Below are 13,463 nucleotides of genomic sequence, written 5' to 3' on the forward strand. Positions count from 1 at the left end.
GCAGGAAGAATCTATTTTTTACCAAAGGATTTTAAAATATATTTAAAGGTTTCCATTATAACCCCTTCTGAGCGGAGCCTGAGTTCTTTGAAATTCCGTATAAAAAGGGTTAAACAACAATAGAAAACTCGGTCTCTCCTTTTTGATTTGCATGGAGCGAAAATGAGAATCCATGTTTAATCAGGATATCCTTAATAAGTGTCAATCCAATCCCTTGCCCATCAGCTTTGGTGCTAAAAAAAGGACGGAACAGCTGCGATTCTGCCTCCACCGAAATTCCCTTTCCATTGTCTCTGACGATCAGTTTTTGCGGCAGGTTTTCTGTCACAAAGGTGATGACCCCCTGTGCTCCCACATCAATGGCTTCAATCGCATTTTTCACCACATTAATCAATACCTGTTCCATCTGTAACTGATCGGCAAAGATGACCAGAGGGACTTTATGGAATGCAAACTCAAAGCTCGTATTTTTTGCCTTTGCCGTCTCCGACATCAAGGTGGTGACGGCATAAATTAAATCATGCAGATCGACATATTGCTTGCTCGGTTCGGGTAACCGAACAACATCTGCCAGATTCCTCATAAATATATTGAGGTTATGATTTCGGTCTATCGCCACCTGCAATGCATTTGCTAAACGACTGTTTTCTGCGCGGTCGGATTCGATAACCAGTGCAGAATCCAGAATTGAATTTACTGGTCCGATTGTATTGTTTACCTCATGTGCCATCATCCTGATCACCTTTCCATAGGCTTGCTTCTCTGCTTCCAGCAGCTCAGTCGTCAGTTCCTGAATAATGACAAAATTCCGGGGAAAGCCCTGGTCTAAAAATTCAGAGACCTGGATCTTATAAGTCTCCGCGCCACCGTTAAGGGTAACCGCTTTAGATTTTCCCTTCATCAGCAGACGAACTTCATCGATGATCGGATGGTCAATATCTTTTAATAACCAGCCTTCAAAGGGAATGGTATGCAAAATTTTCTTCGCTGCGGGATTAACCTGCTGAACGCGCTGATCATGATCAAGAATCACAATTCCCACCGGAGAGCTAAAAATCAACTTATCCAGAAAAAAATGCTGCTCTTGCTGTAATGTTCTTTCCTTTCTCAATTCTTCAATCATCTGATTATATACACCAATCAGTTCGTCCATTTCAAAAGTGCCGCTTTCAACAAATTTAACGGTAAAATCTCTGTCTCTGATCGCTTCTGCCCCTTGCACCAACAGTCTCAACGGACGGATCATTTGGTTATACAATTGCCAGGAAATTAAAATTGAGCCCAGAATAAAAACCTCCGATAACAGAAAAAAAAGTTTGTTCTTTTCAAAAACAAGGAAGCTCAAAAACAGAGCAACTGCATGTAAGGTACATACGAATAAAAGATATTTAGTCCGAAGTTTCATCGTATGGAATGTTATATTTATCTAACCGCCTATATAAAGCACTCCTCGTGATTCCTAAAGCCAAAGCCGCTTTGGAAATGCGGTTATGATGGAACTGAAGCGCCCGTTTAATCATTAAGATTTCTGTTTCTTCCAATGTCATGGAGCCAACGTCAGGTAATTTCGGATGGTTAATAACCGTGGGTTGTTTTTCTATATGGGTAGTAAAATCGGTAACATTCAATAAATCTCCCCTGCTGACCAATACCGAACGTTCTACCATATTTTTCAACTGACGTATATTTCCCGGCAATGGCAACTGCTTCAGCCATTTCATTGCTTCCTGTGTCACCTGTAATTTCGGCCGGTTATATAACTGCCGAAGGTTACTGATCATAAAATCTATCAGCAAAGGAATGTCCTTATTCCGCTCTCTTAAAGGCGGCAATTTAAGCGTAATCAAATTGATCCTATACAGCAAATCTTCCCTGAAGGTCCCTTTTGCTACCATTTCTGCAAGGTTTTTATTTGTCGCGCAAATTACTCTTACATCAACGGTTTTTGTCCGGCTGCTCCCCAATACCTCATAACTTCGGTCTTGCAGCACCCTTAGCAACTTGACTTGACTACCAGCGTCAAGATCGCCAATCTCATCCAGAAAGATCGTCCCCTTATTGGCCATCTCAAAGCGGCCCATACGGTCAGTCCTGGCATCAGTAAAAGCACCTCTTACATGTCCGAACATCTCACTTTCAAACAAAGAAGTAGAAATCCCTCCCAGGTTTACTTTAATGAAAGGACGATTTCTACGCAGACTATTTTGATGAATGGCCTCCGCAATGAGCTCCTTTCCAGTTCCACTTTCCCCGGTAATCAATACAGAAGCATCCGTTTTTGACACCCGCCCCGCGATCTCCAGCAACTCAAGCATGTCCTTATCCTCAGCTATGATGGATTGAAAATCATATTCCTTATCCAGCTGCTTCCTGCCCGACTGACCAGGCTTCTGGTCTTTTAAGGTAATCAGCGTCTTCACCGACTGCAGCAGGTGCTCATTTCCCCAAGGTTTATTGATAAAATCATTTGCCCCCAGTTTCATACCTTGTACTGCAAGATCTATACTCGCCCAGCCCGTAATCAGGATCACCGGCACTTGCGCATCCAATTCCCTGATCTGTTGCAATAGCTGCATTCCTTCCTTCCCGGAAGTATCAATTGAAAAATTAAGATCAAGGATAATCAAGGCGACATTCCCTTTCTTCAGTAAATCAAGGCCTTCCGCAGCACTGGCTACGGCAGAAACTTCGTAGTTTTTCTGCTCCAGTAAAAGCAGCAGGGAAGTGCGAACGGCTATATCATCATCAATTATAAGGATCATCGGCTATGGGGCTTAAAAGGCTTTTCAAAAGTATCTTTATTCTTCATGCAATGCAACAGCAGGATAGATCGCAGCCGCTTGTTTTCCGGGATACAAGGCACACAAAATCACTAGCAAATAGATGAACACTATGGCCAGAAATTGTGCCGTCAGATAAACAGATGCCGGTAGATCAAAAACATTCAATAACGGAAACTGAATGGCAAAAAAGGACCCAATGATTAGAGAAAAAGTAGCCAAAACTACAGCTTCACCAACCAATTGTCCGGATACCGATGAGGCCGTTGCCCCGATTGCTCTTCTTAGCCCAATTTCTCCCCTTCTCTTATTGATATTATACCACAATACCCCAAATATCCCGAGCGCAACGTTAAAAATCAGAAAGCCGGCCACAATGAAAAAGATAATCATAGGAATGGTGGTTTCCTTGTTCTTACTGGTCCGGAGATCAGATAAATGCTTAATTTCCAGATTGGAGCTTTTCATCGTAGAAGCAATCAGCTTATACACTTTTCCTTCAAACGTCGCATCGGCTCCTGCTGCAACTCTGATTAAAATACTAGCCACATCTTTTATATTACCGGTATCGATTCGGGTAAAGATTGCCGGACTAGGTGCTTTAAAATCACTTTTATCTTTAAAGCTTTGAACCACGCCGATCACTTTTTGCTCTTCTCCGTCCAGGGAAATCATTTTTCCTAATGCCTCTCCTGATCCAAATAACTGCTCCTTACCGCATACGTCAATAATTAATGATTTTTTTGCCGAAGCATTGTCCTCCGCAGAAAACCATCTTCCTGACAGTAACTGCATATGAAGTACATCCTTATAGGACATTTCTGCACGATAGATATCCGTAGTCACTTCTCTTCCTTTATAGCTGACTATTGTACGGTACATACTGCTTGAAAACGGCACATTGGGTGAAGTAAAACTTAGCGCTTTGATCTGAGGAAGGCTTTTTAATGCATTTCTTAGATTCTCGTGCATCAGTCCCACAGAATCCTTGTCCTTGCTTTCTCCCAAATCTCCAAGACTCACAGACCATACCTGCTCATAGTCGAACCCTCTCGGCAGTTTATAATTCCGGTAATTGTGAACCAACAGTGTAAATACGGCAAAGATGACCATAAAGGAAATCAGGACCTCTGAAATCAACAGGAAATTCTCCTTCTTCTTATTCCAGATCAATTTGAATAAATGCTTAAGCATATCTTTTAGATTTTAATTATTGGCTTTTAATGCCGTAACGACATTTAGTTTAGACATTCTCCAGGCCGGATAAACCCCAGACATCAGGCCGAATATCAGGCAAGCCAGCAGGCTATAACCCAATACCGTCAGGTTGATACTTAAATTCATATGAGTAATCAAATTACTGGAGTTTAGTACAGAAATGATGAGAAGAGACAAAAGCACCCCCAATATTCCGCCAAGTATCGTAAGAATCATATTTTCTACGATAAACTGTCCAACCAAGGTCCTGCTTGAAGCACCAAATGCCTTTCTGACACCAATTTCCGAAGACCTTTCCATGATTCTGCTTACATTAATATTTACCAGATTGATGGTAGGCAACAACATAAAGAGAAAGACAAAAACACTGATCATCAGAAAAAAGCGGTCTTTACCCGAGCCCTCTCCATTACCAAAGACCTCTCGGGTAAAGCTTTCCAGATAGCTATCCGGATAACTCAAAAGAATCTCCTGATTTTTCTCCGGGTGTGGTACCTTTTTCAATAGCTGGCTATATTCCTCTTTGATTAAAGGTAAATCTGCCGTTGACTTTGCAAGTAGCGTGACCATATATTCACCCAGCAATGAGGTTCCTTTAAGCCCTGATTTCGCTAACGTATAAGGAAGATAAATATCTGAATTAGCATATATCATAGTCGCAGGTGCACTTTTAACCACCCCAATTACCCTGTATTTAATATTATTTGCTTCTACATACTTTCCAAGCGCAAGCGCCCCTTCACCAAAATATTTGCTCCGGGTATCTTCAGAAATTACCGCCACCTCAGCCGCATTTTCTAAATCCTGACTATAGAAAGGTTTTCCTTCTACAAATTCAAATTGGTAAACCTCCCAGAAAGGAACATTGGTATACATGAGCTCTATTTCCATTTTTTTATTATTCTGATAGGCATTTGTTGTATTCCGTCCGGTGTGAATCGCAATTTTCTCAGGAGTCTTCATCTTAGACACAAAATTATTCACGAAATAAAAACTGGCAGGACTCTTAGAAGTGTAGTTTTCCTTATTAGACTTCAACACAATTTTGTTAATGAACAGCTCCCTTGAACGGTTCACATCCGGATAGGCAGGACTTGTCAAAACATCCAGAAAAGCAGTTAGCACAATCAGGATAGTCAGCGTTAAGCTGATCCCGAATAAGCTGATGAAGGTGAAAAACTTTCTTCTCTTCAACACGGCCATAGCGATTTTAAAGTAATTCTTTAACATATCTATTCTCCCTATTGAACTTGTGATCCATCAAATAAACGCAGCAGACGGTGCGTACGTTGAGCCATATTTGGGTCGTGGGTGACCATAACGATCGTCGTTCCGTCTACCCTGTTTAATTCCAGCAGAATGTTCATGATTTCATTCCCCATGGCACTATCCAGATTTCCTGTAGGTTCATCCGCAAGAATGATCTCCGGCTTGCCTACAATGGCCCGCGCAATTGCGACCCTTTGTTTCTGTCCACCCGAAAGTTGTGTTGGAAAATGTTTTACCCTATTGCTCAGTCCCACCTTTTCCAGTGCCTCCAGCGCCAACATCCTTCGTTCTTTCGCACTTGAATTCCGGTACAGCAGGGGCAGCTCCACATTATCCACCACCTGAAGGTCATTGATCAGGTGATAGCTCTGAAAGATAAAACCGATCTTACTATTTCTGAAATGGGCAAGCTTACGGTCGTTCAGCTGAAGCGTCTGCTGGCTATCGATTACCACATCTCCTTTAGAAGGCGCATCTAATAGCCCCATCAGATTTAGTAATGTACTTTTTCCGCAACCCGATGGGCCCATGATGGAAAGAAACTCTCCTTTCTCTACCTGAAGACTAATGTTATTTAACGCCTGTGTTTCCACCGTATCCGTACGGTAGACCTTCTCAATATTTTTCAATTGTATCATATCTTATGTATGTTATATTTTTATTTTCTCATTTTTCTCGAAGTCAAACAGCGATAAATAGCGGAGCTGGTAGTAGGCGCCCCAAAAATCACGTAAAGAATTGATATAATCCCTTTTTGCCTGATCGTTTTCCTGGAAGGCAATACTCAGATCTGTGATGCTCAAATTGCCAAGCACATACCGCTCCTTTGCAATCTGGTACTTCTCCGAAGCAATCTCTTCTGCTTTAGCGTTTAAAGCAATTTGATCCTTCATCATCTCAAATAGATTTACCTCGGTGATGATCTTTTGCGTAAAATTCTGCTTGTCCTGCTCGACCGAATACTGGGTAAACTGCTGATTAGCCAAGGCTGTTTTCTTTCTTGACTTCTGCCGTCCCCAATCCAGAATTGGGATTTCCAGCGTCAGCTCCAGCAATTGTTGGTCTTTTGGATTTTGATAAACACTGCCAATGTTCCTTCCACTTTTTGAGAAACCCAGTTTAGCGTTTAAAGTAGCATTCAGCCCATTGTCTCCTTTGGCCTTTGCCACATCCCGCCTTGCTTCTTCTAAACGTCTGCCGAAGGCAATTGCATCAGAACGGTTTTGAAAAGCTTCTTTTAGTGCCTGTTCCACTACCACCTTCATCGCTAGGGTTGCCTGGGGTAAAGAAAGCTTAATCTTATCCGTACTTTGCAAGCCTGTATAAGTTTTAAGGTTATAGGTAGCCACCTCCATATCACGCTTTGCGATTCCTACGGCCTTCTCCGCCTTCAATGCTTCCAGTTGTAATTGGAGTATCTCGTTTTTAGAGACCTTACCCATCTCAAACTTCGTATTTGCTATTTGCTGAATAGAACCAGTATTCCGTCTATTGGTTTCTGCAATCTGCAGATCTACCTGTGCCAATAAGAGCTCAAAGAAATAATTACTGGCGTTTATTGAAATCTGTTCCATTGATTCAATATAAGCCTGCTGACTTTCATTGTACTTTAATGGCGCTATTCTACGGTCCCATTTTAAGGTATTAAACTGAAATAACGGTTGTGCATATCCGACACCATAAGGTACGCCGTTGTAAATTGTACTGTTCCGGTCAAAATCATCAAATCGTTGTAAGGAGGTTGTCCCAAAAATTGTTCCCCCTGTCTGCGCAATACGCTGACTAAAAGAAAGGTCCAATGAGGAATTATTGTTCCTCACCTGCCGGAAATCTATGGTGCCGTCTGGCTGCTGAACGGAGATAGAAGACTTGCTATAGCCTGGTAAAGTTCCTTTTAAGGATAGCTGAGGCTGATAGTTAGATTTGTAAGTCATCCATTCCCAATAACGCGTTTCTTTTAAAGTAGCAGCCTGTTTTGAGGCAATGGACTTCTCTTTTGCCATCGCAACGACCTCTGTCAGATTAAGCCTGAGCGTATCTGTGGATTGTGCTGAAACCTGCTTAAACAACATAATGAAAGGTATCAGAAAGAAAATATAAGGTGTTTTCATCTTTCCTTTATTTTTTAATATTGATCTGACTGCTATTCTTAAATTCTTTCAAATCTGAGGTAATGATCACATCCCCTTCTTTCAGCTGATCTTTCAATTCCACATAATCAAAATTACTTAAGCCGATCTGCACCAATTTCCGCCGGGCAATACCATCCTTTAAAACATAGATATATTGCGACGGTGTCCCCTGAAAAGCAGGACCATTGTTAACCCTTAATACCTGCTCATGCTGATCAGTCACTAAAAATACATCTGCTTTCAGATTTGGACGGAACAACTTATTGCTACTGCTATCAGGCTTAATATCAAATGATACTGTTGCATTCTGAACTGATGGATAGATGTTAACCACCTTTCCCCTGACCTGAGTTTCCCCAATCCGAATAATTGCAGTCATACCCGTCTTCAACAAATCAATATTATGATCAGATATTGTTCCTTTTACTTTAAAACCTGAAAGGTCTGCAATCCGGGCCAACACTTCTCCTGGCTGAACGGTAGCTCCAATATTTTTATTCACCCAGGTCACCACACCATTCCGGCTAGCCTGAATATTTGCCTGTTTTAGTTTTCGGCTGAGCAGGTCCAGGTCATTTTGCTGGATACTCGCCGCCAATTCAACCTCTTTCATCTGCAGACGCATACTTTGTTGCTTACTGCTGATCTCATTCTCCAATTGTTGTTTTTCCAACTGTGCGACTTTAAGATTTAACTCGGCCTGCTCTATATCTTCACGTGTACCACCCCCGGCCTTCAGCAATCGTTTGGCATTTTCTACCGATGCTTTCAGGCTATTGATTCGTAATTGTTTGATGTTATTATTTGATTTAATGTCGTAGAAACTCTTATCCAGGTCCAGCTTTATTTTGCGGATGTAATTTTGTTTGGATTCCAGCTGGAACTTCAATTTCTCATATTCCATTTGAGCAGCAGATTTATCCAGCATCAGGATGGACTGTCCTACCGCTATCCTGCTCCCGGCATCTAACAATACTTTCTGAACAGATGCGGCGATAGGACTGCTAATTACTTCTTCAAATTCCGGCAGGACTTCCCCAGAGGCATTAATGGTATTTTCGATATTACCACGACTAACAATCGCTGTCGTAATTTCCGATTGATGGAGGGTAGATCCCAGACTATAGCGTATCACAAAAATAACAGCGACCATCAGGATCACTCCCAAAAGTACATAGAGCGTCGTTTTCCTCTTCTTTCCTGATAAAACCTGCTGTTCGATATTTCTGTCCATTGCTTATATTTTAGCAGAAGGTATCCAAAGGATATGCCACTCACAATAAACTAACAATCAGATTGTTAACTATTTTAAGGAAATAAAAAACGGTCGATATCGGACAAAATGATCGGTATCGGAACAGAATTACGTTCGATTCTTTTCCACCCAATTTTTAATCATTCTAAATTATGTTAACTTTGCTGCTTAATCAACGTAAATCGTGTCAGGACAATCTACATCTCCTTCAAAAGGACAGATCAAAATTGATGAAACCTCATTCTTTCATCTCTACCAAACCTATTGGAAGAAATTATATCAATTGGCTTATAAATACCTGGGGGATGTTTACCGTGCGGAAGGACTTGTGCAAGAAGTTTTCACCTCCATTTGGCAGCGAAAAGATACGATTCTATTAGAAGAAGAAACGGTAGAAAACTATCTGGTCCGTGCCGTCCGTTTCCGGATTGCAAGAAGCTATAGTGATGAAATCCGAAAGACGAAGAAAATGGATGAATTGCTAAGCAGGCAAAACAACACTGATTCCCATACGGAAGAGCAAATATTATATACTTTTTTGAGAGCCGAAATTGACAAGCTGGTTAACTTGCTTCCTCAGCGCTGTAAAACCGTTTATGAACTCAGTCGTAATGAAGGACTTAATAATCGCGAAATTGCTTTAAACCTCTTGATTTCTGAAAAAACAGTAGAAAATCAACTCACTAAAGCTTTAAAATTCATACGCAAAGGGCTGGAACAATATCCTATCAGTTAAATGATCTAAATACATAGGGGATAAGCCCTTATCATGATAATATTATAATAACAATCCATAATTATGAACCCGGAAACACTAAAAAAATGCTTATCAGGCGACGCTTCGAAAGAAGAATGGATCGCTTATCAGCAGTGGCTTGAGGGTGCGGATGAAGATGATGATCTTGCCGAAATCAACATCGAAGAAGGTTCCGACTCCCGTATCTGGCTCCAGATTCAACAAGAAAATAAAAAGCAGGACCGTTTCCATAAATATAAAATGCATACACTATGGGGATCTGTGGCTGCGAGCTTAGTGTTGATCAGCGCACTCCTGATTTTCTCCCAAAAGCAAACGCTTCATTCTAATCAACAAATGGTCTTTCAATCTGACAGTGCTCAACCTTTTTTAGAAAAAGAATTCGAAGGCCTGCTGATGAAACTGGGAACAAATAGTAAAGTAAGGATGCAAAGTCAAATAGATAATGACATCGATATCCAGCTTTCGGGCAATATGATGCTCAGCAACACCTCTACTCAGGATAAATATACTCAATTACTATATACCGCACCCGACGGACATCAAATCAGCAAAAAGATCTGTCTGAAAAAAGGACAGAAATACCTCCTTGCCTATTACCCCCTAAAAAAAGACAAACTTCTGGTCATAGAGAACCATGTACTTATGGATATGCCCCCAGCCTTGGTGGTGAACCTGAAGAACGATTTTGATCTGCTTTAAGTAATACATTCAATCCGGGCGCATTATTTCCTAAACGATCTAACAACAATATCGTTCTGCTTGTTTATGATACATAATAGTATCAATGCAGGTATTATTTTTTCATATAGGTCAATTATTTAAATTTATTATAAATAATATAGGGGAAAATCGCCGCTCATGATAATAGTATATAAGAGCTGGATTGAATATGAAGAATGAACAATTAAATTTACCGGAAGAAGAGATAGGTGTTGATCAAAATGATTGCAATATCGATACCTTAGCACAGGTATTTTTAAGAGCAGAAAAGGCAAAAGGATCCTATCTAACTCCATTTGATCGCTTATTACTCGAGTTTCTCTATACGGAACAAGTAGTTATCAATACCGAAGAACTTTGGATGACCCTTAAAAGGGAAGGCGTAAAAATCAGTATTGCCACGGTACAACTTTGTCTAAATAGGTTTCACCGTTGTGGCCTCCTGGAGAAGCAAAGACTGGAGGGCGAGAAGAAGCACTGTTACTCTTTCATCAACTAGCCCTCCCGGCACTTTATTTTATTCTGTTCTTCAGCTCCTTACTTCCGGTACTACGTACCTTCTCAGCAGAAGGTCCTGAACCAAAGCGATAAGAGAAGGACAGGATTACCGAGCGACTATCCGGACGCTCATAGCTGTACGTCTGTATTCCTCCGTAATTAGCAACCTGTTTATATTGAGCGCTCTTAAAAATATCATTAACCATCAGGTTAAGGCTTGCCTTACCCTGCATCAATTCCTTTTTTGCCCCTACAGAAACCATGTAATAGCCCTTAGTGCTAAAAATACCGGATAGCTCTTTGGAGCGATACAAACCATTAAGTTCAGCTTTCCAGCCTTCCCCTATTTTAAAGGAGTTTTGGGAATCAAAGGTGAAGCTATTTCCTTTCAAAGCCGTTCTAACTTCTTTATCATTTACCGTAAATTCATTACGGAACAGATTGGCAAATTGTGTTCCTGTCCACCAGGCGGTAAAATCAGTTGAACCGGTAATGCTCAATCCATAGTTGACAAAAGTGGCCAGGTTTTCGGGTTTCAAAAAGGTCATATTCTGTGCTCCGGAACCACCTACGATATTACTGATCACATCATTACTTCGACTATAAGTAAGGTTAGCATGATATTTCGACTTAAAGCTATATCCCAGCTCAAAGGAGTTTACCATTGCAGGTTGCAGATAAGGATTTCCTTCCTGGTAGCTAAAAGGGTCAACATATATCCGGAAAGGATTCAGGTCCCAATAACTCGGACGTTCAATTCTTTTGCTGTAACCTATTTGTAGTTTATGATTTTCGCTAAGTTCCTGATTCAGGAAAATGCTGGGAAATACTTTAAAATATTCTCTCGTGACTAAAGAATCCGTGGTCATCTGGTGTCCTCTGGTGAAAGTATACTCCCCTCTCAGACCGACCTGAAAGCTGAATTTCCCAAAAGCATATTTCAGGTTAACATAGCCTGCCTGGATTTGCTCTTTATACTTAAAGTGATTACTCGTGCCAGCATCCGGCAGATAAATTTCATTCTTTAAAGTATCATATTTCAGGTTGTTCTCCGTCTGTACATAGCTACCTTTCCAACCGCTCTCCAACTTTCCGGAGCTTCCTAATGGTAAGGTGTAATCCAGTTTAGCCACATAGATGTCATTGCTGGAAGGAAGATCTCCGCGACGGGAGCCTGGCGCCCGAAGTGTTGTTCCTGATGGATCCATATACCGGGTATCCAATTGCTGATCCATTTTAGAGAAATGGCTTACATAATCCATATCCAGCGTAAGTTCATGTCCCTTATCATCAAAACGATGCAGATAGTTCACGTTGTAAAGCATATCCTCCCATCTTTCCTTTCCTTCTGTAAGTGTCCGGGTATCCCATAACTGTTCATTTCCAGTCCCATTGTATAAGATGTTTTTTGTCTTTTGAAGAGAAGGATACTTTCCTATACCGCCATTGATCAGAAAGCCCAAAGTATTCTTCTCATTGAGAAACACATCCAGGCCGGCGCGAAAATTCTGGGACCGTAATTTTGCGGTTTCTATCGTTTCCTGTCGGGAAATCCGCGAAGGCACCTGTGTAGTCGACTGGTCTGTAAAAAAAGTACGGTCGGTATTGGTATTTCCTTTTAAATTCTGGAAAAAGTAATTGTAATTCCCAAAGACATTGATTTTCTCCGTTCGGTAATTGAGATCAGTCCCTCCACCAAGGCGGGCTCCTCTTCCAGCACCTCCATTTACAGAAACATTTCCATTCAATCCCGTTTTTACATTTTTCTTAAGCAAGATATTGATGATCCCCCCCTTACCTGCAGCATCATACCGTGCTGAAGGATTTGCCATGATTTCTATTCTGGATACGGTATTAGATGCTGTTCCACGAAGCAAATTCGCCAGCTGGCTTCCCGACAAATAAGTCAATTTTCCATTGATCATCACCGTAGTTCCAGGTCGGCCTTTCAGGCTGATTTCCCCACTGTCATCGATGGTTACACCAGGTGCTTTTGATAACAATTCCAAAGCAGTACTACCCTGGCTAAGAACGCTGTTTTCTACATTCATCACCATTCTATCCAGTCGCTGCTCAAGCAATGGTCTTGACGCCGCAATTTCTACCGTATGAAGCAGGCGGTTGTCTTCCAACAGCTTGATATTCCCTAAAGAAAGAACCTGATGCGGTCCGCTTAAATCCAGCACATGACTGGTATAACTCAAATATCCAATGTAATTGATTTTAACTTTGTAGCTCCCTTTGGGAACTCCGTTAAGGTGAAAATATCCCAAAGAATCAGTCATTGCAGTGGTCACCTTTAGTGAATCAGGCGATTTAAAAAGGTAAATCCCTGCATAACCAACGGGTTTCTCTTTTTCATCTACCAGTCGGCCGGTAATGCGGTGAGGCTGGGCATGAACATACAGAGAACAAATAAACAAACATAAAAAGGACAGTGCTGCTTTCATATATTGAGGATCATTTAAAAAATTAGGGTTGCGTTATTATTTTTACTTTTCCTTTTGCGATGCTAATGATGAATACAATAATCGTTGATGCCGATCCTGGCCGAAGAATGGATAAAAAATAAGGCACAGAGAATTCCTGTAACAGGAAATGTTTTAATTTTCATTGCTTGTAAATAATAATAATCGCTTTAGAAATAAGCCTCATTTAGTTGAGGGTAAACCTGGCAGAAACTGACTGCCAGGTTCCATTTTATAGTATTAGGGGGAGTACGATTATACCATCTGCTTTTATTCCTTTCTTTTAGTTTAAGCAACTTAATGCGCTCTTACTATATAGAATTATCATAACTCAGGATTTCCCCCTATTTCTATTTAGAACTA

Annotated in this window: 11 protein-coding genes; 3 read left to right on the forward strand and 8 right to left on the reverse strand. The window is 41.0% G+C overall.

Going from position 1 to position 13,463, the window contains the following annotated elements; translation table 11 throughout:
- Positions 1-109: 109 nt before the first annotated feature.
- The 7 genes from AAFF35_RS28625 to AAFF35_RS28655 form a co-directional block, all read right to left on the reverse strand.
- Positions 110-1,258, reverse strand: coding sequence for an ATP-binding protein (locus AAFF35_RS28625; RefSeq protein WP_342329857.1), 1,149 nt, complete (start codon positions 1,256-1,258; stop codon positions 110-112).
- Positions 1,259-1,388: 130 nt separating this feature from the next.
- Positions 1,389-2,762: a sigma-54 dependent transcriptional regulator gene (locus AAFF35_RS28630; protein ID WP_342329858.1), complete on the reverse strand. Its 1,374-nt coding sequence runs from the start codon at positions 2,760-2,762 to the stop codon at positions 1,389-1,391.
- A gap of 36 nt (positions 2,763-2,798) precedes the next feature.
- The gene (locus tag AAFF35_RS28635) at positions 2,799-3,974 is read right to left on the reverse strand and encodes an ABC transporter permease (protein ID WP_342329859.1); all 1,176 of its coding nucleotides are present in this window, start codon (positions 3,972-3,974) and stop codon (positions 2,799-2,801) included.
- 12 nt (positions 3,975-3,986) lie between these two features.
- Positions 3,987-5,228 carry an ABC transporter permease gene (locus tag AAFF35_RS28640; RefSeq protein WP_342329860.1) on the reverse strand — a complete coding sequence of 414 codons (1,242 nt, stop codon included), beginning with the start codon at positions 5,226-5,228 and terminating at the stop codon, positions 3,987-3,989.
- Positions 5,229-5,239: 11 nt separating this feature from the next.
- Positions 5,240-5,905, reverse strand: a complete 666-nt coding sequence (locus tag AAFF35_RS28645; RefSeq protein ID WP_342329862.1) for an ABC transporter ATP-binding protein — start codon at positions 5,903-5,905, stop codon at positions 5,240-5,242.
- A gap of 12 nt (positions 5,906-5,917) precedes the next feature.
- Positions 5,918-7,378, reverse strand: coding sequence for a TolC family protein (locus tag AAFF35_RS28650; RefSeq protein ID WP_342329863.1), 1,461 nt, complete (start codon positions 7,376-7,378; stop codon positions 5,918-5,920).
- Positions 7,379-7,385: 7 nt separating this feature from the next.
- Positions 7,386-8,633: an HlyD family efflux transporter periplasmic adaptor subunit gene (locus AAFF35_RS28655; protein WP_342329864.1), complete on the reverse strand. Its 1,248-nt coding sequence runs from the start codon at positions 8,631-8,633 to the stop codon at positions 7,386-7,388.
- Positions 8,634-8,838: 205 nt separating this feature from the next.
- Between AAFF35_RS28655 and AAFF35_RS28660 the strand changes: the two genes are divergently transcribed.
- The 3 genes from AAFF35_RS28660 (at position 8,839) to AAFF35_RS28670 (ending at position 10,633) form a co-directional block, all read left to right on the forward strand.
- Entirely contained in the window at positions 8,839-9,390 is a 552-nt protein-coding gene (locus AAFF35_RS28660) for an RNA polymerase sigma-70 factor (protein WP_342329865.1), read from the forward strand.
- A gap of 63 nt (positions 9,391-9,453) precedes the next feature.
- Complete coding sequence (locus tag AAFF35_RS28665) at positions 9,454-10,113, forward strand: hypothetical protein (RefSeq protein WP_342329866.1); 660 nt, start codon at positions 9,454-9,456, stop codon at positions 10,111-10,113.
- Between the two features lie 190 nt (positions 10,114-10,303).
- Positions 10,304-10,633: a transcriptional repressor gene (locus AAFF35_RS28670; RefSeq protein WP_342329867.1), complete on the forward strand. Its 330-nt coding sequence runs from the start codon at positions 10,304-10,306 to the stop codon at positions 10,631-10,633.
- Between the two features lie 13 nt (positions 10,634-10,646).
- On the opposite strand, the gene AAFF35_RS28675 is transcribed toward AAFF35_RS28670, so the two are convergent.
- The gene (locus AAFF35_RS28675) at positions 10,647-13,082 is read right to left on the reverse strand and encodes a TonB-dependent receptor (RefSeq protein ID WP_342329868.1); all 2,436 of its coding nucleotides are present in this window, start codon (positions 13,080-13,082) and stop codon (positions 10,647-10,649) included.
- Positions 13,083-13,463: the final 381 nt, after the last annotated feature.

The organism is Pedobacter sp. FW305-3-2-15-E-R2A2 (assembly GCF_038446955.1).
Classification (GTDB): domain Bacteria; phylum Bacteroidota; class Bacteroidia; order Sphingobacteriales; family Sphingobacteriaceae; genus Pedobacter.

Excerpts from the sequence above, each read along its gene's own strand:
- AAFF35_RS28630 (WP_342329858.1), bottom strand. The coding sequence starts at position 2,762 with ATGATCCTTATAATTGATGATGATATAGCCGTTCGCACTTCCCTGCTG.
- AAFF35_RS28635 (WP_342329859.1), bottom strand. The coding sequence starts at position 3,974 with ATGCTTAAGCATTTATTCAAATTGATCTGGAATAAGAAGAAGGAGAAT.
- AAFF35_RS28640 (WP_342329860.1), bottom strand. The coding sequence starts at position 5,228 with ATGTTAAAGAATTACTTTAAAATCGCTATGGCCGTGTTGAAGAGAAGA.
- AAFF35_RS28645 (WP_342329862.1), bottom strand. The coding sequence starts at position 5,905 with ATGATACAATTGAAAAATATTGAGAAGGTCTACCGTACGGATACGGTG.
- AAFF35_RS28650 (WP_342329863.1), bottom strand. The coding sequence starts at position 7,378 with ATGAAAACACCTTATATTTTCTTTCTGATACCTTTCATTATGTTGTTT.
- AAFF35_RS28655 (WP_342329864.1), bottom strand. The coding sequence starts at position 8,633 with ATGGACAGAAATATCGAACAGCAGGTTTTATCAGGAAAGAAGAGGAAA.
- AAFF35_RS28665 (WP_342329866.1), top strand. The coding sequence starts at position 9,454 with ATGAACCCGGAAACACTAAAAAAATGCTTATCAGGCGACGCTTCGAAA.
- AAFF35_RS28670 (WP_342329867.1), top strand. The coding sequence starts at position 10,304 with ATGAAGAATGAACAATTAAATTTACCGGAAGAAGAGATAGGTGTTGAT.
- AAFF35_RS28675 (WP_342329868.1), bottom strand. The coding sequence starts at position 13,082 with ATGAAAGCAGCACTGTCCTTTTTATGTTTGTTTATTTGTTCTCTGTAT.